Source organism: Corynebacterium suedekumii (assembly GCF_030252185.1).
Lineage (GTDB): Bacteria > Actinomycetota > Actinomycetes > Mycobacteriales > Mycobacteriaceae > Corynebacterium > Corynebacterium suedekumii.
The window spans coordinates 512,317-536,612 of sequence record NZ_CP126970.1 but is presented as its reverse complement, the minus strand read 5'-3'; the positions used below and the strand labels follow the sequence as shown (position 1 = coordinate 536,612).

General features: G+C 68.9%; 23 protein-coding genes and 1 pseudogene. 18 read left to right on the top strand and 6 right to left on the bottom strand.

Annotation, left to right across the window (positions count from 1 at the left end; translation table 11 throughout):
- Nucleotides 1–12: 12 nt before the first annotated feature.
- Nucleotides 13–2,571, top strand: a complete 2,559-nt coding sequence (clpB, locus tag QP029_RS02705; protein ID WP_284875339.1) for an ATP-dependent chaperone ClpB — start codon at nt 13–15, stop codon at nt 2,569–2,571.
- Nucleotides 2,572–2,716: 145 nt separating this feature from the next.
- On the top strand, nt 2,717–2,974 hold the full coding sequence (locus QP029_RS02700; RefSeq protein ID WP_284875338.1) for a DUF7218 family protein: 258 nt from the start codon (nt 2,717–2,719) through the stop codon (nt 2,972–2,974).
- Here QP029_RS02700 and QP029_RS02695 read toward each other — a convergent pair.
- The 3 genes from QP029_RS02695 to QP029_RS02685 all read right to left on the bottom strand — a co-directional run bounded on the left by QP029_RS02695 (nt 2,971) and on the right by QP029_RS02685 (nt 4,897).
- A complete protein-coding gene (locus QP029_RS02695; RefSeq protein WP_284875337.1) occupies nt 2,971–3,564 on the bottom strand; it encodes a M23 family metallopeptidase in 594 nt (197 codons plus the stop codon). The genes QP029_RS02700 and QP029_RS02695 overlap by 4 nt on opposite strands.
- A 199-nt stretch (nt 3,565–3,763) precedes the next feature.
- Complete coding sequence (locus QP029_RS02690) at nt 3,764–4,273, bottom strand: DinB family protein (RefSeq protein ID WP_284875336.1); 510 nt, start codon at nt 4,271–4,273, stop codon at nt 3,764–3,766.
- Between the two features lie 9 nt (nt 4,274–4,282).
- Entirely contained in the window at nt 4,283–4,897 is a 615-nt protein-coding gene (locus QP029_RS02685) for a flavin reductase family protein (RefSeq protein WP_284875335.1), read from the bottom strand.
- Nucleotides 4,898–4,951: 54 nt separating this feature from the next.
- On the opposite strand from QP029_RS02685, the gene cmtR reads away from it, so the two are divergent.
- The 7 genes from cmtR to QP029_RS02650 all read left to right on the top strand — a co-directional run bounded on the left by cmtR (nt 4,952) and on the right by QP029_RS02650 (nt 12,365).
- On the top strand, nt 4,952–5,314 hold the full coding sequence (gene cmtR, locus QP029_RS02680; RefSeq protein WP_284875334.1) for a Cd(II)/Pb(II)-sensing metalloregulatory transcriptional regulator CmtR: 363 nt from the start codon (nt 4,952–4,954) through the stop codon (nt 5,312–5,314).
- Nucleotides 5,311–7,305: a heavy metal translocating P-type ATPase gene (locus tag QP029_RS02675; protein ID WP_284875333.1), complete on the top strand. Its 1,995-nt coding sequence runs from the start codon at nt 5,311–5,313 to the stop codon at nt 7,303–7,305. The genes cmtR and QP029_RS02675 overlap by 4 nt, the downstream gene beginning before the upstream one ends.
- Nucleotides 7,306–7,314: 9 nt before the next feature.
- Complete coding sequence (locus QP029_RS02670; RefSeq protein WP_284875332.1) at nt 7,315–8,493, top strand: glucose-1-phosphate adenylyltransferase family protein; 1,179 nt, start codon at nt 7,315–7,317, stop codon at nt 8,491–8,493.
- 290 nt (nt 8,494–8,783) lie between these two features.
- Nucleotides 8,784–9,716, top strand: a complete 933-nt coding sequence (locus tag QP029_RS02665) for an ABC transporter ATP-binding protein (RefSeq protein WP_284875331.1) — start codon at nt 8,784–8,786, stop codon at nt 9,714–9,716.
- A 42-nt stretch (nt 9,717–9,758) separates the two neighbouring features.
- Nucleotides 9,759–10,565: an ABC transporter permease gene (locus QP029_RS02660; protein ID WP_284875330.1), complete on the top strand. Its 807-nt coding sequence runs from the start codon at nt 9,759–9,761 to the stop codon at nt 10,563–10,565.
- Nucleotides 10,566–10,575: 10 nt separating this feature from the next.
- A complete protein-coding gene (locus tag QP029_RS02655) occupies nt 10,576–11,745 on the top strand; it encodes a sensor histidine kinase (RefSeq protein WP_284875329.1) in 1,170 nt (389 codons plus the stop codon).
- Nucleotides 11,742–12,365, top strand: a complete 624-nt coding sequence (locus tag QP029_RS02650; protein WP_284875328.1) for a response regulator transcription factor — start codon at nt 11,742–11,744, stop codon at nt 12,363–12,365. The genes QP029_RS02655 and QP029_RS02650 overlap by 4 nt, the downstream gene beginning before the upstream one ends.
- Here QP029_RS02650 and QP029_RS02645 read toward each other — a convergent pair.
- Nucleotides 12,332–12,877, bottom strand: coding sequence for a hypothetical protein (locus QP029_RS02645; RefSeq protein ID WP_284875327.1), 546 nt, complete (start codon nt 12,875–12,877; stop codon nt 12,332–12,334). The genes QP029_RS02650 and QP029_RS02645 overlap by 34 nt on opposite strands.
- A 90-nt stretch (nt 12,878–12,967) precedes the next feature.
- On the opposite strand from QP029_RS02645, the gene QP029_RS02640 reads away from it, so the two are divergent.
- The 8 genes and pseudogenes from QP029_RS02640 (at nt 12,968) to QP029_RS02605 (ending at nt 20,471) form a co-directional block, all read left to right on the top strand.
- Nucleotides 12,968–13,573: a TetR/AcrR family transcriptional regulator gene (locus QP029_RS02640; protein WP_284875326.1), complete on the top strand. Its 606-nt coding sequence runs from the start codon at nt 12,968–12,970 to the stop codon at nt 13,571–13,573.
- A 10-nt stretch (nt 13,574–13,583) separates the two neighbouring features.
- Nucleotides 13,584–14,423, top strand: a complete 840-nt coding sequence (locus QP029_RS02635) for a sulfurtransferase (protein WP_284875325.1) — start codon at nt 13,584–13,586, stop codon at nt 14,421–14,423.
- Between the two features lie 59 nt (nt 14,424–14,482).
- Entirely contained in the window at nt 14,483–15,604 is a 1,122-nt protein-coding gene (locus tag QP029_RS02630) for a type III secretion system chaperone family protein (protein WP_284875324.1), read from the top strand.
- Nucleotides 15,605–15,643: 39 nt separating this feature from the next.
- Nucleotides 15,644–16,198, top strand: a complete 555-nt coding sequence (gene pyrE, locus QP029_RS02625; RefSeq protein ID WP_284875323.1) for an orotate phosphoribosyltransferase — start codon at nt 15,644–15,646, stop codon at nt 16,196–16,198.
- Entirely contained in the window at nt 16,185–16,832 is a 648-nt protein-coding gene (locus QP029_RS02620) for a TrmH family RNA methyltransferase (RefSeq protein ID WP_284875322.1), read from the top strand. The genes pyrE and QP029_RS02620 overlap by 14 nt, the downstream gene beginning before the upstream one ends.
- 51 nt (nt 16,833–16,883) lie before the next feature.
- Nucleotides 16,884–18,082: pseudogene (locus tag QP029_RS02615) on the top strand (glycoside hydrolase family 76 protein).
- A 98-nt stretch (nt 18,083–18,180) separates the two neighbouring features.
- Nucleotides 18,181–19,215, top strand: a complete 1,035-nt coding sequence (fbaA, locus tag QP029_RS02610; RefSeq protein ID WP_284875321.1) for a class II fructose-bisphosphate aldolase — start codon at nt 18,181–18,183, stop codon at nt 19,213–19,215.
- A gap of 68 nt (nt 19,216–19,283) precedes the next feature.
- Nucleotides 19,284–20,471: an FUSC family protein gene (locus QP029_RS02605; protein WP_284875320.1), complete on the top strand. Its 1,188-nt coding sequence runs from the start codon at nt 19,284–19,286 to the stop codon at nt 20,469–20,471.
- 94 nt (nt 20,472–20,565) lie between these two features.
- Here the strand turns inward: QP029_RS02605 and QP029_RS02600 are convergent, their stop codons facing one another.
- Nucleotides 20,566–21,543, bottom strand: coding sequence for a PRC and DUF2382 domain-containing protein (locus tag QP029_RS02600; protein WP_284875319.1), 978 nt, complete (start codon nt 21,541–21,543; stop codon nt 20,566–20,568).
- A gap of 494 nt (nt 21,544–22,037) precedes the next feature.
- Entirely contained in the window at nt 22,038–22,898 is an 861-nt protein-coding gene (locus QP029_RS02595; RefSeq protein WP_284875318.1) for a diacylglycerol kinase catalytic domain-containing protein, read from the bottom strand.
- Nucleotides 22,899–23,003: 105 nt separating this feature from the next.
- On the opposite strand from QP029_RS02595, the gene QP029_RS02590 reads away from it, so the two are divergent.
- The gene (locus QP029_RS02590; protein WP_284875317.1) at nt 23,004–24,293 is read left to right on the top strand and encodes an adenylosuccinate synthase; all 1,290 of its coding nucleotides are present in this window, start codon (nt 23,004–23,006) and stop codon (nt 24,291–24,293) included.
- The last annotated feature ends 3 nt before the right edge of the window (nt 24,294–24,296 follow it).

Genomic DNA, 24,296 nt, shown 5'->3' with positions numbered 1-24,296 from the left:
AACGCAGCCCACATGAGCTCGTTCAACCCCACCACCAAGACGCAGGAGGCCCTGCAGACCGCGCTGCAGCAGGCCTCCGCGAACGGCAACCCGGACATCCGTCCGGCCCATTTACTCGCCGCCATCCTGGAGCAGCCTGACGGCATCGCCGCCCCGGTACTCAAGGCCACCGGCGTTGACCCGGACACGGTCCTCAAGGAGGCCCGCGAACTGGTCGATTCCTACCCCAAGGCCGAAGGCACCAACCTGGCCAACCCGAACTTCAATCGGGACGCCCTCAATGCGCTCACCGCCGCCCAGGAACTGGCCGGCGAACTCGGTGACGAATACGTCTCCACCGAGGTGCTGCTCGCCGCCATCGCCCGCGGTGAATCCGACGCCTCCCGGCTGCTCACCGGCCGGGGTGCCACCTATGACGCCATCAAGGGCGCCTTCCCGTCCGTGCGCGGCGCCTCCAAGGTGACCAACCAGGACCCGGAGGGGCAGTTCCAGGCGCTGGAGAAGTACTCCACCGACCTCACCGCCCGCGCGCGGGAAGGCAAGATCGACCCGGTCATCGGCCGCGACTCGGAGATCCGTCGCGTGGTCCAGGTGCTCAGCCGCCGTACCAAGAACAACCCGGTGCTCATCGGTGAGCCCGGCGTGGGCAAGACCGCCATCGTGGAGGGACTGGCCCGCCGCATCGTCGCCGGCGACGTTCCTGAATCGCTCAAGGGCAAGACGCTGATCTCGCTCGACCTGGGCTCCATGGTCGCCGGCGCGAAGTACCGCGGTGAGTTCGAGGAGCGGCTCAAGGCCGTCCTGGATGAGATCAAGAACTCCAACGGGCAGATCGTCACCTTCATCGATGAGCTGCACACCATCGTCGGCGCCGGTGCCTCCGGTGAGTCCGCCATGGACGCCGGCAACATGATCAAGCCGATGCTCGCCCGCGGTGAGCTGCGCCTGGTCGGTGCCACCACGCTCGACGAGTACCGCAAGTACATCGAGAAGGACGCCGCTCTCGAGCGTCGTTTCCAGCAGGTGTTCGTCGGTGAGCCCTCCGTCGAGGACGCGGTGGGCATCCTCCGTGGTCTCAAGGAGCGCTACGAGGTCCACCACGGTGTCCGCATCCAGGACTCCGCGCTGGTCGCCGCCGCCACCCTGTCCGACCGCTACATCACCAACCGTTTCCTGCCGGACAAGGCCATCGACCTGGTCGATGAGGCGGCCTCGCGCCTGCGCATGGAGATCGACTCCTCGCCGCAGGAGATCGACGAGCTCGAGCGCGTCGTCCGACGCCTGGAGATCGAGGAGGTCGCCCTGGAGAAGGAGTCCGACGACGCCTCGAAGGACCGGCTGGAGAAGCTGCGCCAGGAACTGGCCGACGAACGCGAGAAGCTCGGTGAGCTGCAGACCCGGTGGATGAACGAGAAGGGATCCATCGACAAGGTCCGCGGCGCCAAGGAGGAACTGGAGCAGCTTCGCCAGGAATCCGAGATCGCCGAGCGGGACGGTGACTACGGTAAGGTCGCCGAGCTGCGCTACGGCCGCATCCCGGAGTTGGAGAAGGAGGTCGCCGAGGCCGAGGCCGAGGTCGCCGACGGATCCAACAACGCCATGCTCTCCGAGGAGGTCACCCCGGACACCATCGCCGAGGTCGTCTCCGCCTGGACGGGTATCCCGGCCGGCAAGATCCTGCAGGGTGAGACGGAGAAGCTGCTCGCCATGGAGCAGGTGCTGGGCAACCGGGTCGTCGGCCAGCGCGAGGCCGTCGAGGCCGTCTCGGACGCGACCCGTCGCGCCCGCGCCGGTGTCGCCGATCCGAACCGCCCGACCGGTTCCTTCCTCTTCCTCGGTCCCACCGGTGTGGGTAAGACCGAGCTGGCGAAGGCGCTGGCGGAGTTCCTCTTCGACGACGAGCGCGCCATGGTCCGCATCGACATGTCCGAGTACGGCGAGAAGCACTCCGTCGCCCGGCTCGTCGGTGCCCCTCCGGGTTACGTCGGCTACGACGCTGGCGGTCAGCTCACCGAGGCCGTCCGCCGTCGCCCGTACACCGTCGTGCTCTTCGACGAGGTGGAGAAGGCCCATCCGGACGTCTTCGACGTGCTGCTCCAGGTGCTCGACGAGGGTCGTCTCACCGACGGCCAGGGTCGGACCGTGGACTTCCGCAACACGATCCTCATCCTCACCTCGAACCTGGGTGCCGGAGGCACCCGCGAGCAGATGATGGACGCGGTCAAGCACGCCTTCAAGCCGGAGTTCATCAACCGCCTCGACGACGTGGTCATCTTCGACCCGCTGTCCCAGGAGCAGCTGACCCACATCGTGGACATCCAGATCCGCCAGCTGGCCGCCCGTCTCCAGGGCCGCCGCCTGACCCTGGACGTCTCCGATGCGGCGAAGTCCTGGCTCGGCGAGCGCGGCTACGACCCGGCCTACGGCGCCCGGCCGCTGCGTCGCCTCATCCAGCAGGCGATCGGTGACCGCCTGGCCAAGGAGCTGCTCGCCGGCGACATCCGCGACGGTGACACCGTCCACGTCGACGTCGCCGAGGGTGGCGAGTCGCTGGACGTCTCCCGCGGTTAGTCCGCTTATCGACGCCGTCCGTACCTCACCCGGGGCGCGGAGGGCGTCGTCGTGTGATGGTCTGTTTTCCGGGTCGCCGGGATTGTGCAGTTCCGCCGTGATTGATCCCGGCGGAACTGCACAATCCCGGCGTACCCTCGGGGTCATGGCTAAGGATCCGATCAAGGACCGGGAACTTTACGAGGCGCTGCGCGACGACGGTGCGAGCCAGGAGAAGGCCGCCCGAATCGCCAACGCCGCCGCGAAAACCTCCCGCAGCAAGGTGGGGGAGAAGGGCGGTGAGGCGGGCAGTTACGAGGACTGGACCGTCGATGAGCTGCGTAAGCGGGCGGCCGAACTCGACATTGAGGGCCGCTCAGGCATGAAGAAGGGCGAGCTCATCGAGGCGCTGAGGAATCACTAGAAGTAGATGCCGCGGGCGTTGAACCACGGGACGGGGTCGACCGGGGTGGCGCCGTCGGGGTGGATCTCGAAGTGCAGGTGGGATCCGGTGGAGAAGCCGAGGTTGCCCATGCCGGCGATGGTCTGGCCCGCGGCGACGCGCTCGCCGACGGAGACGTAGAGGCTGGCCATGTGGCCGTAGACCGAGACGGAGCCGTCGTCGTGCTTGATGCGGATCCACTGGCCGTAGCCGGAGGCGGGTCCGGAGTCGATGACGGTGCCGTTCATGACGGCGAGGATCGGGGTGCCGATGGTGTTGGCGATGTCGATGCCGCTGTGCATGGTGCCCCAGCGCGGGCCGTACCCGGAGGTGAAGGTGCCTTCGGCGGGCCTGACGGTGGTGGCCGGGCCCTGGACGGTCTGGGAGACCAGCTCGGTGGCGGTCGAGGACAGGCCCGGGAAGGTCTGGGCGGAGGCAGTGGCGCCTCCGGCGATACCCGTGGTGGCCAGGCCGGCGGTGACGGCGGCGACGGCGATCCGGCGCGGTGCGGTAGCGAGGGTGCTGGGCTTACGGTGACGGCCGGTGGTCCGGCGCGAGGTGGACAAGCGCATGAGGCAACTTTCTGGCTGGTACGGGTGGTGCACTGGTGATGATGTGTACAGAATCGGTGACCGTTAGGTAACCGTTCCGTTATCAAGTTGTGACCACGCTAGACCGCGTGCCGCGCGATGTCCAATCCCATATCTGTTTTCATGCATATGTCCGCAGGTCAGGCGCCCGAAAAAGGTGCCCGGCCCTGCGGCCCTGCCTCTACTGATCCAGGTCCGGCATGCCCGCCACGTAGATGGCCTGGGCGAGGTGCTCGAGGGCGTCGATGAGAATGGAGGTCACCCGCACCTGGCGGGTCACGGGCTCGCCGTCGTACTCGTCGATGACCTCGTCCCAGGCGTCCTCGGGCACCGTCCGGGCGTGGTCCAGGACGGCCTCGACGCACGCCTCGATGTACTCGGCGGCCAGGCCCTGGTTGGCCACCTGGATCGACGTGGCCTCCTCGGGGGTGTGGCCGTAGCCGAGGGAGTCGCCGATCTCACCGAGATCGAAGCGGTCCCGGAATCCCTGGGTGGTCCACACCTGATCACTGTCGCGCAGGTGGGCGAGCTGCATGTCCAGTTCGCGGCCGGTGTGCCACAGCAGCCAACCGGGGGAGTTGGGGTGGCCGAGCGGGTGGGCGTTGAGTTCGGCGGGGGAGAGCTCGCGCAGCTGGGCCAGGGACCAGGTGACGCGGCCGGCGAGGTCGGTGATGGTGTCGTTGGCGTTCATGGCCCCAGGCTACCCAGGTCGGGTCATGGCGAATCGGCCCTCGTCACTGATGGTGAAGTAGGTGTCCGGCCCGCCGCCACGGGTGAGCGGATCGGCCAGGGTGGTCTGGTAGATCCCGTCGACGAGCAGCTCCGTGTCGATGTGGACCCCGACAACCTCGCCGAACACCATCCGGGTGCCGGTCCCCGTGCCGGCCGCATCGCGCAACTCCAGCAGCTGCGTCGCGCGGCACTCGAAGAAGACGCGGGCTTCGGCGACATGCGGGGCGTCGATAAGCGTGGAGGGGGCGGGCGTGAGCCCGGCCAGCGCGAACTCGTCGACATGCGTATCGACGCCCGCCGACGTCACGTTCATCGCCTCCGCCAGATCACGCGTGACCAGGTTCCAGCAGAACTCGCCTGTCTCCTCGATGTTGACCACCGTGTCCTTGGGGCCGTTGCTGGCGAAACCGATGATCGGCGGGGTGTAGCAGAACGCGTTGAAGAAGCTGTAGGGCGCGAGGTTGAACGTCCCGTCCGTACCGCGCGTGGAGATCCAGCCGATCGGCCGTGGCGCGATGATCGCGTTGAACGGCGAATGGGGCAGTCCGGTGCCGGCCGAGGGTTCGTAGAAGTGGCGGTCCATGCCCGCCAGCCTAGGTTGTTGCCATCAGTTCAGTGCTCGCTGTATGGTCAGTGCATGCTGACCATTGCCTCGCGTCTCGACGTCATGAACCGGCTCGGCAGGGCCATGGCCGACCCCACCCGGTCCCGCATCCTCCTCAGCCTGCTGGACCGCCCCGGTTACCCCGCCGAACTGGCCGGATCCCTCGACCTCACCCGCACCAACGTGTCCAACCACCTCGCCTGCCTGCGCGACTGCGGCATCGTGGTCACCGAACCGGAGGGGCGTCGCACCCGCTACGAGATCGCCGACCCGCACCTGGGCCGCGCCCTCACCGCCCTGCTGGAGACCACCCTCGCCGTCGACGAGGACGCCCCCTGCCTCGACCCGGTCTGCCCCGACGGCTGCCACGACACCACCGTGGGGGAACCGGCATGACCTCCGCGTGCGGATGCTCCGCCCCCGAGCCCGCCGCCCCGGGAGCCGGGTTCTCCCTCGAGACCGAGCCACTGACCCCCTGGTGGCGGGACCGGTCGGTCCTCATCCCCGTCGCCTCCGGCCTGGCGCTGGTGGCCGGATTCCTCCTCGAGTGGTTCACCACCGCCGGGGCGGCGGCCACCGCCCTGTTCTGGGTGGCGCTGCTGCTCGGCGCCTCCCAGTTCGTTCCCGGCGCCGTACGCGGCCTGGTCACCTCCGGGCGGCTGGGCATCGGCCTGCTCATGACCGTCAGCGCCGTCGGCGCCGTCCTCCTCGATTTCGTCGAGGAGGCGGCGGTCCTGGCGTTCCTCTACTCCATCGCCGAGGCGCTCGAAGGCCGCGCCATGGACAAGGCCCGGTCGGGACTGCGCGCCCTCCTGGCACTCATCCCCCGCGCCGCCACCGTTGTGGTGGCCGGTCAGCCGCAGACCGTCCCGGCCGAATCGCTGGCCGTCGGGGATGTGCTCCGGCTCGCCGCCGGCGAACGACTGGCCACCGACGGCGTCGTCCGTACGGGACGCAGCAGTCTCGACGTCTCCGCGATCACCGGCGAATCCATCCCCGTCGAGGTCGGCCCCGGTGACGAGGTGCCGGCCGGAGCCATCAACACCACCGGTGTCCTCGAGGTCGAGGCCACCGCAGCCGGTACCGACAACTCCCTGACCACCGTGGTCACCCTCGTCGAGCAGGCACAGCACGAGAAGGGTGAGCGCGCCCGGATCGCGGACCGGATCGCCCGGCCCCTGGTCCCCGGGGTGCTCATCCTCGCCGTCGCCGTCGCGGCGATCGGATCCCTGCTCGGCGACCCGGGTGTGTGGATCGAACGGGCACTCGTCGTCCTCGTCGCCGCCTCACCCTGTGCCCTGGCGATCTCCGTGCCGGTCACCGTCGTCTCCGGCATCGGCGCAGCCAGCCGATTCGGCGTGGTGGTCAAGTCCGGTGCCGCCTTCGAACGCCTGGGCACCATCCGGCACCTGGCCGTGGACAAGACCGGAACGCTCACCCGCAACCGCCCCACTGTCACCGCGGTACTCACCGCCGACGGGATCGCCCGGGAGGACGTGCTCCGCTGGGCTGCCGCCCTGGAGAACCACAGCACTCACCCGCTGGCCGCCGCCATCACGGCCGCCGCGGACGACATTCCGGAGGCCACCGCCATCGAGGAGACCGCCGGCCGGGGAGTCACCGGACTCGTCGACGGTGCAGCCGTCCGGGTCGGACATCCCCGCTGGTTGGCCGCCGGGGAGCTGGCCGCCCGGGTCGAGGAGCTGGAGAAGCAGGGGATGACCGTCGTCATCATCCACCGTGACGACGTCCCCGTCGGTGCCGTCGGCGTCCGGGATGAGCTGCGGGCGGAGGTCACGGGGGTCGTCGATACGCTCACGTCCGAGGGGATCGGCGTCACCATGCTCACCGGCGACAACGCCCGCACCGCCCGGGCTCTGGCCGCCGACGCCGGGATCACGGACGTGCGCGCCGAACTACGGCCCGAGGACAAGGCCCACGCCGTCAAGGAACTGGCACCCCGGGGACCCGTCGCGATGATCGGCGACGGCATCAACGACGCCCCCGCCCTCGCCGCCGCGGACATCGGCATCGCCATGGGCGTGACCGGATCGGACGCCGCCGTCGAATCCGCCGACGTCGCCTTCACCGGCGATGACCTGCGCCTCATTCCCCGGGCGCTCCGGCACGCCCGGCGCGGACACCGCATCATCAACCAGAACATCGCCCTGTCCCTGCTGATCATCCTCATCCTCCCACCGCTGGCGATCACCGGCGTCCTCGGTCTCGCCGCCGTGGTGCTGGTCCACGAGGTGGCGGAGGTCATCGTCATCATCAACGGTCTCCGGGCGGCCCGCAGCGGTCAGCCCCCGCTGGGACCGATCGCCGGCACCTCCATCGACACGAGTACCGAAGGACGCCAGCACGCCGGGACCCTGTCGCCGTAGCATGAATGCATGACCGGCAATACATCCGCAGACAACGTCGTCGCCCTCATCCTCGCCGGAGGCCGGGGCAGCCGACTGTCACCGCTGACCGACACCCGCCCGAAGCCTGCCGTCCCCCTCGCCGGCTGCTACCGGCTCATCGACGTGGCGCTGTCCAACCTCGCCCACTCGGGCCTGCGCAACGTGTGGATCGTCGAACAGTACCGGCCCGGGCTGCTCAACCGGCATCTCGCCGGCGGCCGCCCGTGGGACCTCGACGGCACCCGCCACGGCCTGCGCCTCATGCCGCCCGCCCAGCGTGACGACGACGAGGAGGACGGCTTCTCCCAGGGCAACGGCCATGCCCTCTACCAGCAGCTCGACGCCCTGCGGGAGCACGGCACCGACACCGTCATCGTCCTCAGCGCCGACCATCTCTACCAGCTGGACCTGCGTCCCGTCCTTGCCCAGCACCGCGACCGCGGCAGCGACCTCACCGTCATCACCACGCAGATCGCCGAGGACGCCTCCCGCTACGGCGTCGTCCGCGCCGACTCCGACGGGGTGATCACCGACTACTCCTACAAACCCGATGAGCCCGCCACCGACATCGTCGCCACCGAGGTGTTCATCTACCAGGTCGACGCCCTGGCGGATGCCATCGACGAACTGCTCGACGGCCCCGACGACGACGGCAGCGACCTCGGTGACTACGGCGAGACCATCGTCCCCCACCTCGTGGACAAGGGGCGGGTCCACGAGTACCGGATGGACGGTTACTGGCGCGACCTCGGCACCATCGACGCCTACTTCCAGGCCCACATGGAACTGATCACCGGCGAGGGAGTGGACCTCGACCGCCCCGACTGGCCGCTGCTCACCAACATCACCACCTGCGCACCTGCGCGTATCGACGCCACCGCCGACGTCACCGAGAGCCTCATCTGCCCTGGTGCCCGCGTCGCCGGCGAGGTCACCCACAGCCTCATCGGCCCCGGCGTCACCGTTGAACGCGGCGCAACCGTCAACCGCTCCGTCCTCCTCGGCGACATCACCGTCCCCGCCGGCGCCCACCTGGAATCGGTCGTCGCCGACCACGACGTCCACATCCCCGCCACACGCATCGGGCAGACCAAGCCCGGCCCGGGCAACATCACCGTCCTGGTCAACGAGGACTCCACCGATCAGGGTGACGCGCTCACGCCGTAGCTGCTCCGGGTGCAACAGATCCGTTCATCTGGCCTGGAAAACCGCCGCGAATGTGCCTTTCGGGGCCCAGATGAACGGATCTGTGCACTTTCAGCCGGTCAGCGCGGCCCACCCGGTGCCAAGTTCGCGCATCTGGCCCGGACAACCGCCGGATCAGCGTCGGCGGGTTCAGGTGGTGAATCTGGGACTCGCGGCATCCGCCGCAGCGGCCCCGCGCGTATGACAAGTGTCATCCCAACTACTGACGTACGGCCCTACCTGCGGTTTCTCTCATCGGTGAGACTTGAGGCATGAACAACAGCCAACCAGCCATCACCGTCACCGATCTCACCCGCACCTACGGTGCCGAGAAGAAGGACCAGGCGTTCACCGCCGTCAACGGCATCGGCTTCGACGTCCACCACGGCGAGGTCTTCGGCCTGCTGGGCACCAACGGCGCCGGCAAGACCTCGACCCTCGAACTCATCGAGGGGCTGTCCTCCCCGGACGGCGGTGAGATCCGCGTCCTCGGCCTCGACCCGGTGGCGGACCGTCAGCAGCTGCGGCCGGAACTGGGCATCATGCTCCAGTCGGGCGGGCTGCCCAGCCAGCTCACCGTCGCCGAGACGATGCGGATGTGGGCGGGCACCTGCTCCACCCCGCGCCCCATCGATGAGGTGCTTGCCGACGTCGACCTCACCCACCGCGCCGACGTCAAGGTCGGTGCCCTCTCGGGCGGCGAGCAGCGCCGCCTCGACCTGGCGTGCGCCCTGGTGGGGGACCCGAGCATCATCATCCTCGACGAGCCGACCACCGGCCTGGACCCGGAGTCGCGCCGCAATGTGTGGGACCTGCTCACCGGCCTCAAGGAGCGCGGCACCACGATGGTGCTGACCACGCACTACCTCGAGGAGGCGGACCACCTCTGCGACCGGATCGCCATCATGCATGAGGGCGAGATCCGCCTGGCGGGCACCCCGACTGAGCTGGTCGCCGAGGTCGCCGCCGAGATCACCGTCACCCTGCCCGCCGGTCATCCGCCGCTGCCGGAGCTGCCCGGCACCCAGATCACCCGGGCCGGGCATGACTACACCATCGCCACGAATCACCTGGCGGAGGACACGCTCGCCGTCCTCGACTGGGCCGCACACCACCGCATCGCACCTGCCGGGTTCGCCGCCCGCCCCGCCACCCTCGAGTCGGTGTTCCTGTCCATCGCGGGCCACGAGCACGCCACCGTCTAAGACTCGCCACCGCCCGAGAAACGACACCTGAAGGAGACCCCCATGTCCACCATCACCGAGACACCGACCACCCCCACCACCCGTACCAACCGATCCACCGCACTGTCGCGCACCACGTCCCTGGGGCGTGCCGAGTGGCTGCAGTTCCGCCGCAACCGCACGCTGCTGTTCATGGCCTTCGTCATGCCGGTCGTGTTCCCGGTCGGCGCCTACTTCCTGCTCCGCGGGAGCGGGAGCGAGGACTTCGCCACCGCCAGCGCCGCCGAGATCTTCCTGCTGTTCGCGCTCACTCTCGTGCAGTTCTATTCCGTGCTCTCCATGGCCACGACGCGCCGGGACGAGAAGGTGCTCAAGCGCTTGCGGACGGGTGAGGCCCGGGACCGGGAGATCCTCACGGCGATCTGCCTGCCCGGCAGTCTGGTCACCCTCATTCTCTCGGTGGTGTTCGTCGCGGTGCTCACCCTCGCGGGCGCCCCGTTGCCGAACACCCCGCTGCCGATGATCTCCTCCGTCGTCCTCGGCCTGGTCATCTCCTCGGCTCTGGCGCTGATCACCAGCGGGTTCACCCAGAACGCCGAGGCCGCCCAGATCACCTCGCTGCCGGTGATCATGCTGGCGATGGGATCCCAGGCCGCCGTCCGTGACCTGCTCCCGGACGGTGTCGCCCGCCTCCTGGATCTCACCCCCTTCGCGGTGGCCTCCGATCTCATGCAGGTCGGTTGGATCGGCACGACCACCGCCGGTGATCCGGACAATGGCACCTGGCGTCTGTTCCTCGTGCTCATCCTGTGGGCCATGGCCGCCGTGTGGGCCGCCGGGCGGACCATGCGCTGGGATTCGCACCGATAGGCTGGCTGGCGTGATCGACACCTTCCCCCACCCCGTCCGTACCTGGCGTCAGCTGGGCACGGCCGGGAAGTTCCTGTGGTACACGCGGCTGAGCCTCCAGCTGTCGGTGGTGTTCCTGCCGTTCCTCTTTCTGGTGGCGCTGGTCAGCTCCCCGGATGTTCCGGGCTGGCTGCACTGGACCGGTGCCGTGGTTCTGGTCGTGTCGGCGGTGTCCGCTGTCGCGGCGATCCAGGTGCGGGAGGAGCTCACTGATCAGCCCCGGCCCGACACCCGTGGTCTCTTCCTCGCCGGGCTGGCGGGGCACCTTCTCGTGCTGGCTGTCTGCCTGGTCCCGCAGTACCTCGACGTCTCCGACGGCATTCTCATCGGCAGCGCCTTCATCATCATGGGGCTGACCATGAACGTCTCGGTGGCGTTCATCCCCTTCCTGCCGCACCGCTGGTGGGTGGCGTTCGCGGTGACCGTGATCGTCGGCGGGTCGTTGTTGCGCACCATGGGGACGAATGCTGGCAGCATCTATTTCACGTTGTCGCCCGTCTTCTTCGTGGGGCTCACTGCGTTGTCGGTGTGGACGGCCGGGCTCATGCTGGAATCGGATCGCGCCCGCCGGTTGGAGGCGGACCTCAAGGTGAGCGAGGAGCGGCTGCGTTTCGCCCAGGAGCTGCACGACACCCTCGGTCAGCATCTGGCGGCGATGTCCATCAAGGCGGAGCTGGCGCAGAAGTTCGCCGAGCGGGGCGATGACCGCCTGCTCACCGAACTCGCCGATCTCCGCGCCCTCACCGGCACCACCCTGTCCGAGATGCGGGAGGTGGTCCAGGGCTACCGGTCCATCAACCTGGCCACGGAGATCGAGGGGGCCCGCGCCCTGCTCCGTGACGCCGGGGTGGAGCTGCATGTCACGGGCCACAGCGTCGACGTGCCGGAGTCGGCCCGTGAGCTGGCCGCCTGGTTCGTCCGCGAGACCACCACCAATGTCCTGCGCCATGCCGACGCCACCGCGGTGGCGTTGACGCTGAGCCCCACGCGGGTGCGGGTGCGCAATGACGGTGGGCGAGGGGGCGTCGATAAGCTCGGTGGTCTCGCCGCTTTGCGACGCCGCGCCGCCGACCTCGGCGCCCACCTCACCGTCGAGCACGGCGACGGGGACTTCACTGTGACCCTGGAGGGACTGTCATGATCCGCATCGCCATCGTTGACGACGAATCGCTCGTCGCCCAGTCCCTGGGAACCCTCCTCGGGCTGGAGGAGGACCTCGCCGTCGACGTCGTCTGCGCCTCGGGGGAGGAGCTGCTCGACTGGTGGCGCCGTCAGCAGACCACCGGCGGTGACCTGCCGGACGTGTGCGTCTGTGACCTGCAGCTCGGCGGTATCGACGGCATCGACACTGCCCTGGCAGTCGCCGAACTCACGCCGGGGACAGGCGCGCTCATCGTCACCAGCCACGCCCGTCCCCGCCAGCTCCGCCGCGCGCTGGCCTCCGGGATCCTCGGCTTCCTGCCCAAGACATCGACGTCCGAGGACTTCGCCGCCGCCATCCGAGCGGTCCACGCCGGCCGCCGGCACCTCGACCCCGAGCTCGCCGCCATGACCATCTCCGCCGGCGATTCCCCGCTCACCGACCGTGAGGCCGAACTGCTGGAGATCGCCGGCCGCGGCGGATCCGTCGAGGACATCGCCGCCGCCGCGCACCTCGCGCCGGGCACCACCCGCAACTACCTGTCCTCGGCGATGGGCAAGGTCGGTGCGCAGAACCGTTTCGAGGCCTACACCCGCGCCCGGGAGCTCGGCTGGGTCTGAGCACCGCGCAGCATCTCCCAGACCGGGCCGGTGAGCAGCCAGATCACCAGGATGATGCCACCGGTGACCCAGGCGCCGCGGAGCTGGTACGCGTCGGGGCTGGCGGCGAAGGCGATGACGATCTCGATGGCGATGACGGCGATGCCGATGGCGCCGACGGCGCGGAACAGTGAGAGCCATTCGTCGCGGACCGGGGTGGTGGAGACGGGCTTGGGGACGTGCTCGCCACGGACCTTGACCCGGTAGGTGCGGTCGGCCCAGCTGATCATGCGGTGGCCGAACATGACGGAGAAGCCGATGTAGAAGGCGGCCATGGTGTGGGCCCAGCTGGGGTGACCACCGGCGCGCAGGTCGAGGACGACGAGGGTGAGAAGGATGACGTCGACAAGCGGGGTGAGCAGGAAGGCCACCAGGCCGGCGCGGGGGCGGCGCAGCGGGTAGCGGAGGAGGAGTCCGAGGCCGACGAGAATCCAGAAGGTGATCTCCATGGCGATGATGGCGGCGACGATCATGACGAACCCTTTCTAGCACGACTGTATTAATCTCTGTCTGGCCGAGAGTAGCACGGGCGTAATAGAAGTCAAGGGGCTAGGCTGACTGTCATGTCCCGCAAGTCCGCCGAGCAACGCCGCGCCGAGGCCCTCGACGCCGCCCGCCGCATCATCCTCCGGGAGGGGATCGCGCAGGTCAGCGTCCGCAAGGTCGCGGAGGAGGCGGGCATGTCCACCGGCAGCCTGCGCCACATCTTCCCCCTCCATGACGACCTGTTCGTCGCGCTTCTCGACGACGGCGCGGACCACGCCCAGCCCCGCGTCACCGCCATCATCGAGCAGGGTTTCGCCGCGGGCCGTGCCCCGGTGGACGTCGCCGTCGACGCGCTCATCGAGATCGTCCCCACCCGCGACGACACCCGCCTGGAGGCCCTGTCCCAGCTCGCCGTGCTCTCCGCCCACTCCGGCAACGCCGACGTCGTGTCCTCCCGCCGGCGCGCGGGTGAGGGGCTGGACCGTCTCTGCGAGGCTCTCGGGCAGTGGTCGACACGGCCGGCCGACTTCGACGCCGTCGAGCTGCGCCTCATCCTCGACGGGCTGGTCCTGCGCCTGCTGGAACGCCCCGACACCGACGAGGAACGGGTCCGCGACCTGCTCCGGGGAGTGCTCCTGCGCATGGGACTGCCTGGCTCAGCGCATTCTCAGTTACGCCCCTAGACTGATCCGCATGAGCATTTTCGTGTCCGCGTCCGATCTCGTCCATGACATCTACCACGGCCACAAACAGACCGTCCTCGCCTCCCTGTGGGGCCCGGGCGAGGGGGAGGGACTGAAGATCTACCAGAAGGGGCACCTGCCCACCGCCCTGTTCTGCGACCCCGCCGCCGCACTCGCCGGTGTGCCGGGTTCGGACGTCGGCCGCAACCCGTTGCCCGAGTCCCACCACCTGCAGTCCTGGTTCCGGAAATGGGGACTGACCGAGGGCGGCCGGGTCGTGGTCTACGACGAGGGCCGCGGCATCCTCGCCGGCCGCGCCTGGTGGATCCTCCGCTGGGCCGGGGTGGACAACATCCAGATCCTCGACGGTGGCCTGCGCGCCTGGGAGAAGCTCGACCTGCCGGTCGTCGGCGGCCCGGGCAACTTCGCGGCCTCCTCCGACGCGACGGTCGTCGAGGGGCAGATGCCCGTGGCCACCATCGAGGACGCCATGAACCACAGCCGCAACGGCGGCATCCTCGTGGACACCCGCGAACGCAACCGCTTCGCCGGTCGCCGCGAGATCCTCGATCTCAAGGCCGGGCACATCCCCGGTGCCGTCAACGTGCCGGTCCGGGAACTGCAGAACGAGGACCACTCGATGCGCAGCCCGGAGGAGATCCGCGCCGTGTTCGCCGAGGTCGGGGTCACCGAGGGCACGGACGTCATCGTCTACTCGGGCTCCGGCAACCACTCGGCGTTCGCCCTGGCAGCGATGGAGGAGGCGGGGCTGACCGGTGCCGCCCACTTCCTCGGCGGCTGGTCCCAGTGGTCCGCCAACCCCCGCAACCCCGTCGAGCACGGCGATTAAGCCGATTCACCTGGTGCGTCAGCCCGGGCAGGCAGCCCCGCCCACTAAGGTCGTAGGGGATGGCCACCCTCGCATTCCTCCTCGCAGCAGCCTCCGCAGTCGGGGCTGCCGCTCTGTGGCGTCTGGATGCCCGCAAGCGCCACGCCACCGATGGGCCCGAGCCGGTTCCGGCGACCGTGCCGGATGCCGTGCCCGACCCTGAGCCGGACCCTGAGCCTGCGTCGATCATCGAGCCAGCTGCCCAGCCGGAACCGGAACCACAGCCGGACGCCGAGGGCACCTCGGAAGCAGCACCGGAGCGGCGTCGACACGGTCTCGCCATGCCGGGTGCGCTGCGCCGGGAGCGGCGCGCCTGGGCGGAGGAGAAGGGTTTCGATTTCGCACGCACCGACGATTACCTCAACGACGAGTGGTCCCGCGGGGCGGCGGCCACCGGCGCGGCCGCCCGCGACATCGTCAGTGGTCAGGCCTACGGCCACGAGATGGTGCTCATGGATCTCGGCGGCGTCAACGTCATGGCGATGCGTCGTGGCGCGGCGTCGGACGTCGTCGTCGATCTGCGTCGTGGGGATATGTCGCTGGCGGAGTCCTCCGAGGATCTCATCGAGGCGCTGCGGGTCGGTGACTTCACCATCTTCGCCACCGACACCGGTGTCGCGCAGCGGCTGGTGGAGGAACGCGTGTCCACCGCGCTCGAGGTCATGCCCGGGATCGTCACCGCCGTGTGGATGGAGTCCGACTGGGTGCTCGCGCAGACGGACCGCGGCTCGCACGCCGAGGACTGGGAGGCGATGCTCGCCCCGCTCGCCCTGCTTGCCGACGCCGCCCGTGCCCTCCCACCGAAATCCACCACGGCGCAGGTGCTCAACCTCGACGGACTCGACCCCACCCGGCACATGCCGCCGCCCGGGGTCACCGGGGTGAGCGTGCTGGAGATCGTCCGCTCCACCGGCGTCGATGAGGGGGAACGTCCCCTGGTCCAGCGCCCCGAGGAACCCCTCGATCTGCCGTCGCGGGTCCTGCCGGTGGCCCGTGGCGTCGTCGAGCCCCGCGAGGTGGGCACCGACGACGTCGACGCGATCGGTGAGGGGCGCCGCGATCACCCCGGGGACGTGCCCGGCACCCGGATGCCGCGGGACCTGAGGAAGGGCCCGTCGATCTTCGACGACCCGACCCACTAACCTTTAACTACGACCCCACCCCGACCACAGGAGCCCGCCATGACCCGAACCGATGTCGACACCGCCGCCCTGGCCGAGCTCGCCGAGCTGGTCAAGGAGCTGGCCATCGTCCACGGGAAGGTGACCCTGTCCTCGGGCAAGGAGGCCGACTACTACGTCGACCTGCGCCGCGCGACGCTGCACCACCGTGCCTCCCGCCTCATCGGGCAGCTGCTGCGCGAGCTCACCGCTGATTGGGACTATGTCGCCGTCGGCGGCCTCACCCTCGGCGCCGATCCGGTGGCCATCGCCGTCATGCACGCCGACGGCCGGGACATCGACGCCTTCGTCGTCCGCAAGGAGGCCAAGAAGCACGGCATGCAGCGCCGCGTCGAGGGGCCGGACGTCGTGGGGAAGAAGGTCCTCGTCGTCGAGGACACCACCACCACCGGTAACTCCCCGCTCACCGCCGTCGCCGCGCTGCGCGAGATCGGCGCTGATGTCGTCGGCGTGGCCACCGTCGTCGACCGCGCGACCGGCGCCGACGAGGTCATCCGCGCCGAGGGCCTCGAGTACCGCTTCCTGCTGGGCCTGGACGATCTTGGACTCGCTTAAAGGCCCCACCGAGTGGGGTGAGGGACGGCACGGTGTCGGTCCCTGGGAGGGGGAGCACCCCACCGACCCGCGTTACGACGCCGCCCTCCTCGCCGAGGGTGACACCCGCAACGTCGTCGACGCCTACCGCTACTGGACCCGCGAGGCGATCGTCGCGGACATCGACACCCGCCGGCACCCGCTGCACATCGCGATCGAGAACTTCGAGAACGACGCCAACATCGGCACCGTCGTCCGCACCGCCAACGCCTTCGCCGTCGACACCGTCCACATCGTCGGCCGCCGCCGCTGGAACCGCCGGGGCGCCATGGTCACCGACCGCTACCAGCACCTCATGCACCACCCGGACGTCCACTCGCTGCTCGTGTGGGCGATCCGCAACGACCTGACGGTCGTGGCCATCGACAACACCCCGGGATCCGTCCCCCTGGAGACCGTCGAGCTGCCGCGGGAATGCCTCCTGCTCTTCGGGCAGGAGGGGCCGGGTATCTCCCCGGAGGCCGCCGACGGGGCGCTGATGACCTGCTCCATCGCGCAGTTCGGCTCCACCCGCTCGATCAACGCGGGTGTGGCGGCGGGTATCGCCATGCACGCCTGGATCCGCCAGCACGGCGATCTCACGCAGGCCTGGTGAGCATGATTACGATGGGGTAACACTCATCTCGGCCACGACGACAGGACAACTGTGCAGGAGAAATGGGCGCACCGCGCCGATCTGGCGGAATCCGCCATCAACGAACGCCACGCGACGCGGCTGTGGGGCATTCCCCGCACCAATCTCGCCGTGGTGAGCTGGCCGCCGACCACCAAGGAAGGACTCTTCGTCCACTGGCACTACTGGTGGCAGGCCCACTACCTCGACTGCCAGGTCGACGCCGCCCTCCGCCGCGCCACCCGCGCCCGCCGCACCCGCATCCGCGACACCATCACCGGCATCCGGATCCGCAACCTGTCGAAGCTGACCAAGAACAACTACTACGACGACAAGGCCTGGCTCGCACTCGCCATGGACCGGGCCGGGCACCTGGACAAGGTCTCGCCGACCAAGGCGCTGGCACCGCTGGAGGAGAACATCGTCGCCGGCATCGACTCCCTCACCGGCGTCCTGCCCTGGCGGACGGGGAGACCTTCTACAACGTGCCCTCGAACGGGCCCGCCGCGATCATGATGGCGCGCACCGGCCGACTGGCCGAGGCACGCAAGGTCACCGACTGGATGTTCGACCACCTGCTCAACGACGACGGCCTCATGATGGACGGGCTGCGCATGCGCATGCACGGCCCTGAGATCGTGGAGAACCTCCACCCCTACTGCCAGGGTGTGGCGCTGGGCGCCTGCCTCGAGATCTCCCTGGCACTGCGCGAGCAGGCCGGCTTCGACCATACCGACGAGATCGTCGACGTCCACGACGCCGAGCGTGCCGACGAGGCCATGATCTACCTCACCCGCATCCGCGGACTCGTCCAGGCCGTCGCCGTCCACATGGCCACCCCGGCCGGCGTCATCGACTGGGACACCGGTGACGGTGACGGCGGCCTGTTCAAGGGCATCCTCGTGCGTTACCTCGCCGACGTCGCGGTCCGGCTGCCCGCCGACAGCCCCGCCAACCGGGCCGTGAAGAAGATCGCCGCCCGCCTGGTCACCGCCTCCGCCCACTCCGTGTGGAATCGCCGCCTCGAGGTCGACGGCCTGCCGGTGTTCGCCACCGACTGGACCGCCGACGCCCGCCTGCCCCACAACTACGGCCTCGCCCCGTCGACCCTCCCGGAGGCCATCGGCGTCATCCGCATCGACGAACGCGACCTCTCCGTCCAGCTCTCCGGCTGGATGCTGCTCGAGGCTGCGGCGCGGGTGGCCGGTGACACCGGCCCTACGGTGGGGTGACACGGGCGGGGGAGTCGTGGCGTCGATAAGCACGGCGAGCGGGAGCGAACGCGGGCATACTGGACGGTGACACTACCGACAACCCGGAGGAACTCTCTATGCCTATCGCAACTCCCGAGGTCTACGCCGAGATGCTCGACAAGGCCAAGCAGGGCGGTTACGCCTTCCCGGCCATCAACTGCACCTCTTCGGAGACCATCAACGCCGCTCTCAAGGGCTTCGCCGACGCGGAGTCGGACGGCATCATCCAGTTCTCCACCGGCGGCGCCGAGTTCGGCTCGGGCCTGAACGTGAAGAACAAGGTCGCCGGTGCCGTCGCACTCGCCGCCTTCGCGCACGAGGCCGCCAAGCACTACGGCGTCAACGTCGCACTCCACACCGACCACTGCCAGAAGGAGGTGCTCGACGAGTACGTCCGCCCGCTCATCGAGATCTCCCAGGAGCGCGTCAACCGCGGCGAGCTGCCCCTGTTCCAGTCCCACATGTGGGACGGTTCCGCCGTGCCGATCGACGAGAACCTCGAGATCGCCCAGGAACTGCTGGAGAAGGCCCGGAAGGCCCAGATCGTCCTCGAGATCGAGATCGGTGTCGTCGGCGGCGAGGAGGACGGTGTCGAGGCCAAGGCCGGCGCCAACCTCTACACCACCGCCGAGGACTTCGAGAAGACCATTGACGCCATCGGCACCGGTGAGAACGGCCGCTACCTGCTGGCCGCCACCTTCGGCAACGTCCACGGCGTGTACAAGCCGGGCAACGTCAAGCTGCGCCCGGAGGTCCTCCTCGAGGGCCAGCAGGTTGCGCGTAAGAAGCTCGGCCTCGGCGAGAACGACCTGCCGTTCGACTTCGTCTTCCACGGCGGCTCCGGCTCCGAGAAGGAGAAGATCGAGGAGGCGCTGCGCTACGGCGTCATCAAGATGAACGTGGACACCGACACCCAGTACGCGTTCACCCGCCCGATCGTGAGCCACATGTTCGAGAACTACAATGGCGTCCTCAAGATCGACGGCGAGGTGGGCAACAAGAAGGTCTATGACCCGCGTTCCTACCTCAAGAAGGCCGAGCAGGGCATGTCCGAGCGCGTCGTCGAGGCGTGCCAGGACCTCCACTCCGTGGGCAAGTCCGTCTCCAAGTAACACCCCTTCTCCGCTGCTCAACCCCGCCTCGTGCGGGGTTGTCCGCGTTCCCGGGTAGGTTGTGATTCATGGCGAAACTGAGAATCGGCACCCTCGAACGCCTCCGGCAGATTGAGGGATCCCTGGAGTCGCGTGCCCGCCGCGTCCGCAAACGCTGGCTGGCGATCCTGCAGGCCGCCGTCGGTGCCGGCCTGGCCTACTGGGTGGCGCAGGCCGTCTTCGGCCACGACTCCCCCTTCTTCGCCCCCATCACCGTGGTCATCATCCTCGGGCTCTCCGGTGGCGACCGCATCAGACGCGCCGTCGAACTCGCCATGGGCTGCACCATCGGTGTCGGCCTCGGTGACCTCCTCGTCCTCTACCTCGGGCCGGGCGTGTGGCAGATCTCCATCATCGTCGGCATCTCCCTGCTGGTCGCCTCCTTCGCCTCCAAGTCACCCCTGGTGAGCAACCAGGTGGCCATCGGCGCCATCCTCATCGCCACGATCATGCCGCCGGGCACCGAGGGCGGCGGGCCCGCCCGCATGCTCGACGCCATCATCGGCGCGATCATCGGCCTGGCCACCATCGCCCTGCTCCCGTCCTCACCCCTGAACTCCGGGCGCCACGAGGTGGCCAAACTCCTCGGCATCGCCTCCTCCGTCCTCGATGACGTGGCCACCGCCCTGGACAAGGGCGAATCGGGGGAGCTCGACCGGGCCATCCACGCCGTCCACAACACCCAGCCCGACATCAACAACATGCTCGCGGCCGCCAAGGTGGGCCGCGAGATGACGAGCCTGTCCCCGCTGATGTGGGGTGCCCGCCGCCGCGTCCGGTCGCTGGAACGGATCCTGCCCGCCGTCGAGCAGACCATGCGCAACGCCCGCGTGCTCGCCCGCCGTGCGCTGGTCCTCTGTGATGACGGCGACCGGGTGAGCACCCGCCTGGTCAACATCGTCGACGAGCTCGCGGACATCGCCGCCTCCCTGTCCGACCTGTTCGACGGGGAGGCGGACGCCGTGGAGGCCACCCAGATCCCCGGCCTGGTCCGGCGCCTGCAGATCCTCGCCGCCAGCGCCGACATGTCCGCCATCCGGGAGAACGGCGTGCTCTCCGAGTACGTCATCCTCGCCCAGTCCCGGTCCATCACCGTCGACCTCCTCGAGGTCTGCGGCTGGTCGCGGGAATCCGCCATGTCCGCCCTCGCCCCGACATCGGAGACCCCGGCCTACCCGCACGAACGGTGGCCGGGGATCCACGAGGACGACGACTGAGGTCGGGAGATGACAGAGCCCCCGGGGTCTGACCGTGGTGGTCAGACGCCGGGGGCCTTCTGTTGCCGGTGGTTACCGGACGGGCTGCGGAACCTTAGAGGTTCTTGCGGCCGTCGCGGTCGGTGACCGGGCGATCCTTGTCGTCGAGCAGGTCGCGGTCACGGTCGGCGACGTTGCGGCCTGCGCCGTCGACCTCGATCTCCTCGTGGGCGACGTCCTCACGGACGGTCTCGGTGTCGCGGACGGTCTGCTTGTCCAGGCGGACCTCCTCGACCGGGACGGTCTCCTTGCTGACGTTGACGCGCTCCTCGTGGAGGGTCACGGAAGCCTCGTCGTCGCCGAGCTGGCCACCGCGGTGTGCGCGGGCGTCGTCAGCGTCGATCGGGTTGCGCTCGATGCGCACCTCTTCGCGCTCGACCGGGACCTCGACGGTCTCGGTGTCGTGGACGACGTACTTGCGCAGACGGGCCTGGCCGGTCTCGACGCGGTCCTTGTCCACGTTGAGGCGCTCCTCGGAACGGACGATGGAGTCGCCGTCGGTGAGGTCGCGGTCACGGTCGGTGACATCGCGGTCGATGCGGTTGCGGTCAGCATCGACGAAGTCACGGTCATCGCGGGCGTCGAAGCCGTCGGCCACGGTCCCGGCGGCGCCGACGGTACCGGCGGCACCAGCGGTGCCTGCGGCGGCGGTGCGGTCATCGCGGAGGCGGTCGTCGCGGTCCCAGTTGCGGCGGTCGGAGTCGTAGGTCTCGACGTTCTCCGTGCCCTCGATGCCGTAGTGGCGGTACATGGTGTCCTGGTCGTTCTCGGACAGGTGGGCATCGTCGTCGATGTTCGGGGCATCCTCGATGCGGTCCTTGGTGAAGGCCAGGCGGAGGTCCTCGCCGTCGAGACGGTGGCCGCGCAGCGGCACCAGGCTGGAGCTCATGCCGAAGAGACCGTGGCCGACCTCGACGAAGTCCGGCTGGCCGGTGGCGTCGTTGATGTAGACCTCCTTGACGGAGCCCAGCTTGTCGCCGTTCTTGTCGTAGGCGGTGGCGTTGGTCAGATCCTGGACGTTGCGGTTAACCATGATGTGTCCTCTCAAGATTGTTGCCCCCTCCGTGTGGCGGTCGAGCAACAGCCGGTTGCCGGGGAGGAAGCGTGGGTTTGTCTTAAGTGGCGTTGCTCCATCGACGGTAGGGAAATCTGCGGGGGTGGGGCGGAGTGCCCAGCCGAAGGTTGACGAATCAAGTAATTTCTTCCTGACTCTCCTTGACGTCGTCGGCGAGATCCCTACAATGGCTGGTTTTGTCCCGGACCGCGGTGGTGGCCCGTCGTGGCCGTGGTGGGAGTCACACTGTCTGACCAGGCTCATGTGTGATGCGCTGGGTATTGCGGACACGATCGGTCGGCGGGGTCCGGGCGCGGAAAGACGACATGTCGAAGATTGCATGTGTCGAACATGAAGTCTCAGATTTATTAAAAATCGCCGAATGTGAGCTTTATCACACGGGGGTGCGGGCGGTCATTTTCCCGAGGCCCGGCGTCGCCCGCCGTCGCCGTCGGACGCCGGGCAGCGGATGCTCAGGGGCGCACGACCTGCAGATCGCGCAGATGGCGGTAGAAGGTGACCCGTTCCAGGGCGCGCGGGTGACGTACCCCGTCGACGGTGACGCCCAGGGCCGGGCCGCCTGCCTGTACGGCACGGCCGGTGAACAGGGTGTCCGGGTCCACCTTCGGCGTCCGCGCCTGCCCGCGGGAGAATCGGCGGAGCACCGGCCAGGTGGTGATCCGCTCCCGCCATCCGGCCGGGGGCAGCACGGTCCGGCCGGCGACGATGCCCGGGGCGTCGAGCATGGGGACCAGGCGCGCGCCGACGACACCCCCGGCACCTTCGTGGCGCACGAGGACGTCATCGTCGACGATGATCTCGCCGGTGATTTCCGGGGTCTCCCAGTCGGTGATGGTGGCGGAACCGGCGACGGCCACGCCGGCGTCGGTGCGGATGAGGGGGACGGGGCGCACCGTCCCGGTCATCGCCAGCTCCAGCGCCGCCTCGCCGGATGTGGGCAGCCCCCAGTTCCGGGCCGCCGTGGAATCAGACGACGAGGGCACGAAGCCGACCTCCGCCCAGAGATGGTCGGCCCGCATGAGGCGGGTGAGCACGGCGGACAGGGCGGCATCCGTTCCGGCGACGATGACGCGGAGCCGCTCGGGCAGGTGCGGTGCCTGCGGGGCCGGGCCGGGGGTGCCCAGATGGGCGACGTCGGGCCGGGCGGCGATCTCGTCGAGGGAGGGGGTGGGATCCTCGGGCAGGATCTGGGTGGTGGCCTCGTCGAGGAAGCGCAGTGCGCGGCGGGAGGGGACGTCGTCAAGCGTGTGGGTCTCCACACCGGCAGGGGCGGGCGGGGAGGCGTCCCCGCAGCGCAGGTAAAGCACTCGCATGAGGTGTGATAGTACGCCGGAGAGAGTAGGGAGTAGAATCAACCTCCGGCCACGGCTGCATACGGCCTGGAGTTGTCGACGAATGAGCGGAAGTGACGCAAACAAATGGCTGCAATCGTGATTGTCGGTGCCCAGTGGGGCGACGAGGGCAAGGGCAAGGCCACGGATATTCTCGGCGGCCTGGTCGACTACGTGGTCAAGCCCAACGGCGGTAACAACGCCGGCCACACCGTCGTCGTCGGCGGCGAGAAGTACGAGCTCAAGCTCCTTCCCGCCGGTGTGCTCTCCGAGAACGCCGTCCCGATCCTGGGCAACGGCGTGGTGATCAACCTCGAGGCGCTCTTCGAGGAGATCGACGGACTCGAGGCCCGCGGCGCCGACGCGTCCCGGCTGAAGATCTCCGCCAACGCCCACCTCGTGGCCCCGTACCACCAGGTCATGGACCGCGTGCAGGAGCGTTTCCTGGGCAAGCGGGCCATCGGCACCACCGGTCGCGGCATCGGCCCGACCTACGCCGACAAGGTCTCCCGCGTGGGCATCCGCGTGCAGGACATCTTCGACGAGTCGATCCTGCGGCAGAAGGTCACCTCCGCTCTCGACATCAAGAACCAGGTCCTGGTGAAGATGTACAACCGCAAGGCGATCGACCCGGAGGAGATCGTCACGTACTTCCTGTCCTACGCGGACCGCCTGCGCCCGATGGTCGTCGACGCGGAGTACATGCTCAACAAAGCCCTCGACGAGGGCAAGCGCGTCCTCATGGAGGGCGGTCAGGCCACGATGCTCGACGTCGACCACGGCACCTACCCGTTCGTCACCTCCTCCAACCCGACCGCCGGCGGCGCCAGCGTGGGTGCGGGCATCGGTCCGACCCGCATCACCACCAGCCTGGGCATCATCAAGGCGTATACCACCCGCGTCGGCGCCGGCCCGTTCCCGACGGAGCTTTTCGACAAGTGGGGTGAGTACCTGCAGACCGTCGGCGGCGAAATTGGCGTGAATACCGGCCGCAAGCGTCGCTGCGGCTGGTACGACTCGGTGATCGCCCGCTACGCCTCCCGCGTCAACGGTTTCACCGACTACTTCCTGACCAAGCTGGACGTGCTCACCGGCATCGGCGAGATCCCGATCTGCGTGGCCTACGACGTCGACGGGGAGCGTTTCGACGAGATGCCGCTCACCCAGTCCCAGTTCCACCACGCGGAGCCGATCTTCGAGACCATGCCCGCCTGGGACGAGGACATCACCGGCTGCACCACCTTCGAGGAGCTGCCGCAGAAGGCCCAGGACTACGTCCTGCGCCTGGAGGCGCTCTCCGGCTGCCGCATCTCCTACATCGGCGTCGGCCCCGGCCGCGACCAGACGATCGTGCGCCACGACGTCCTGGCGGATTAACTC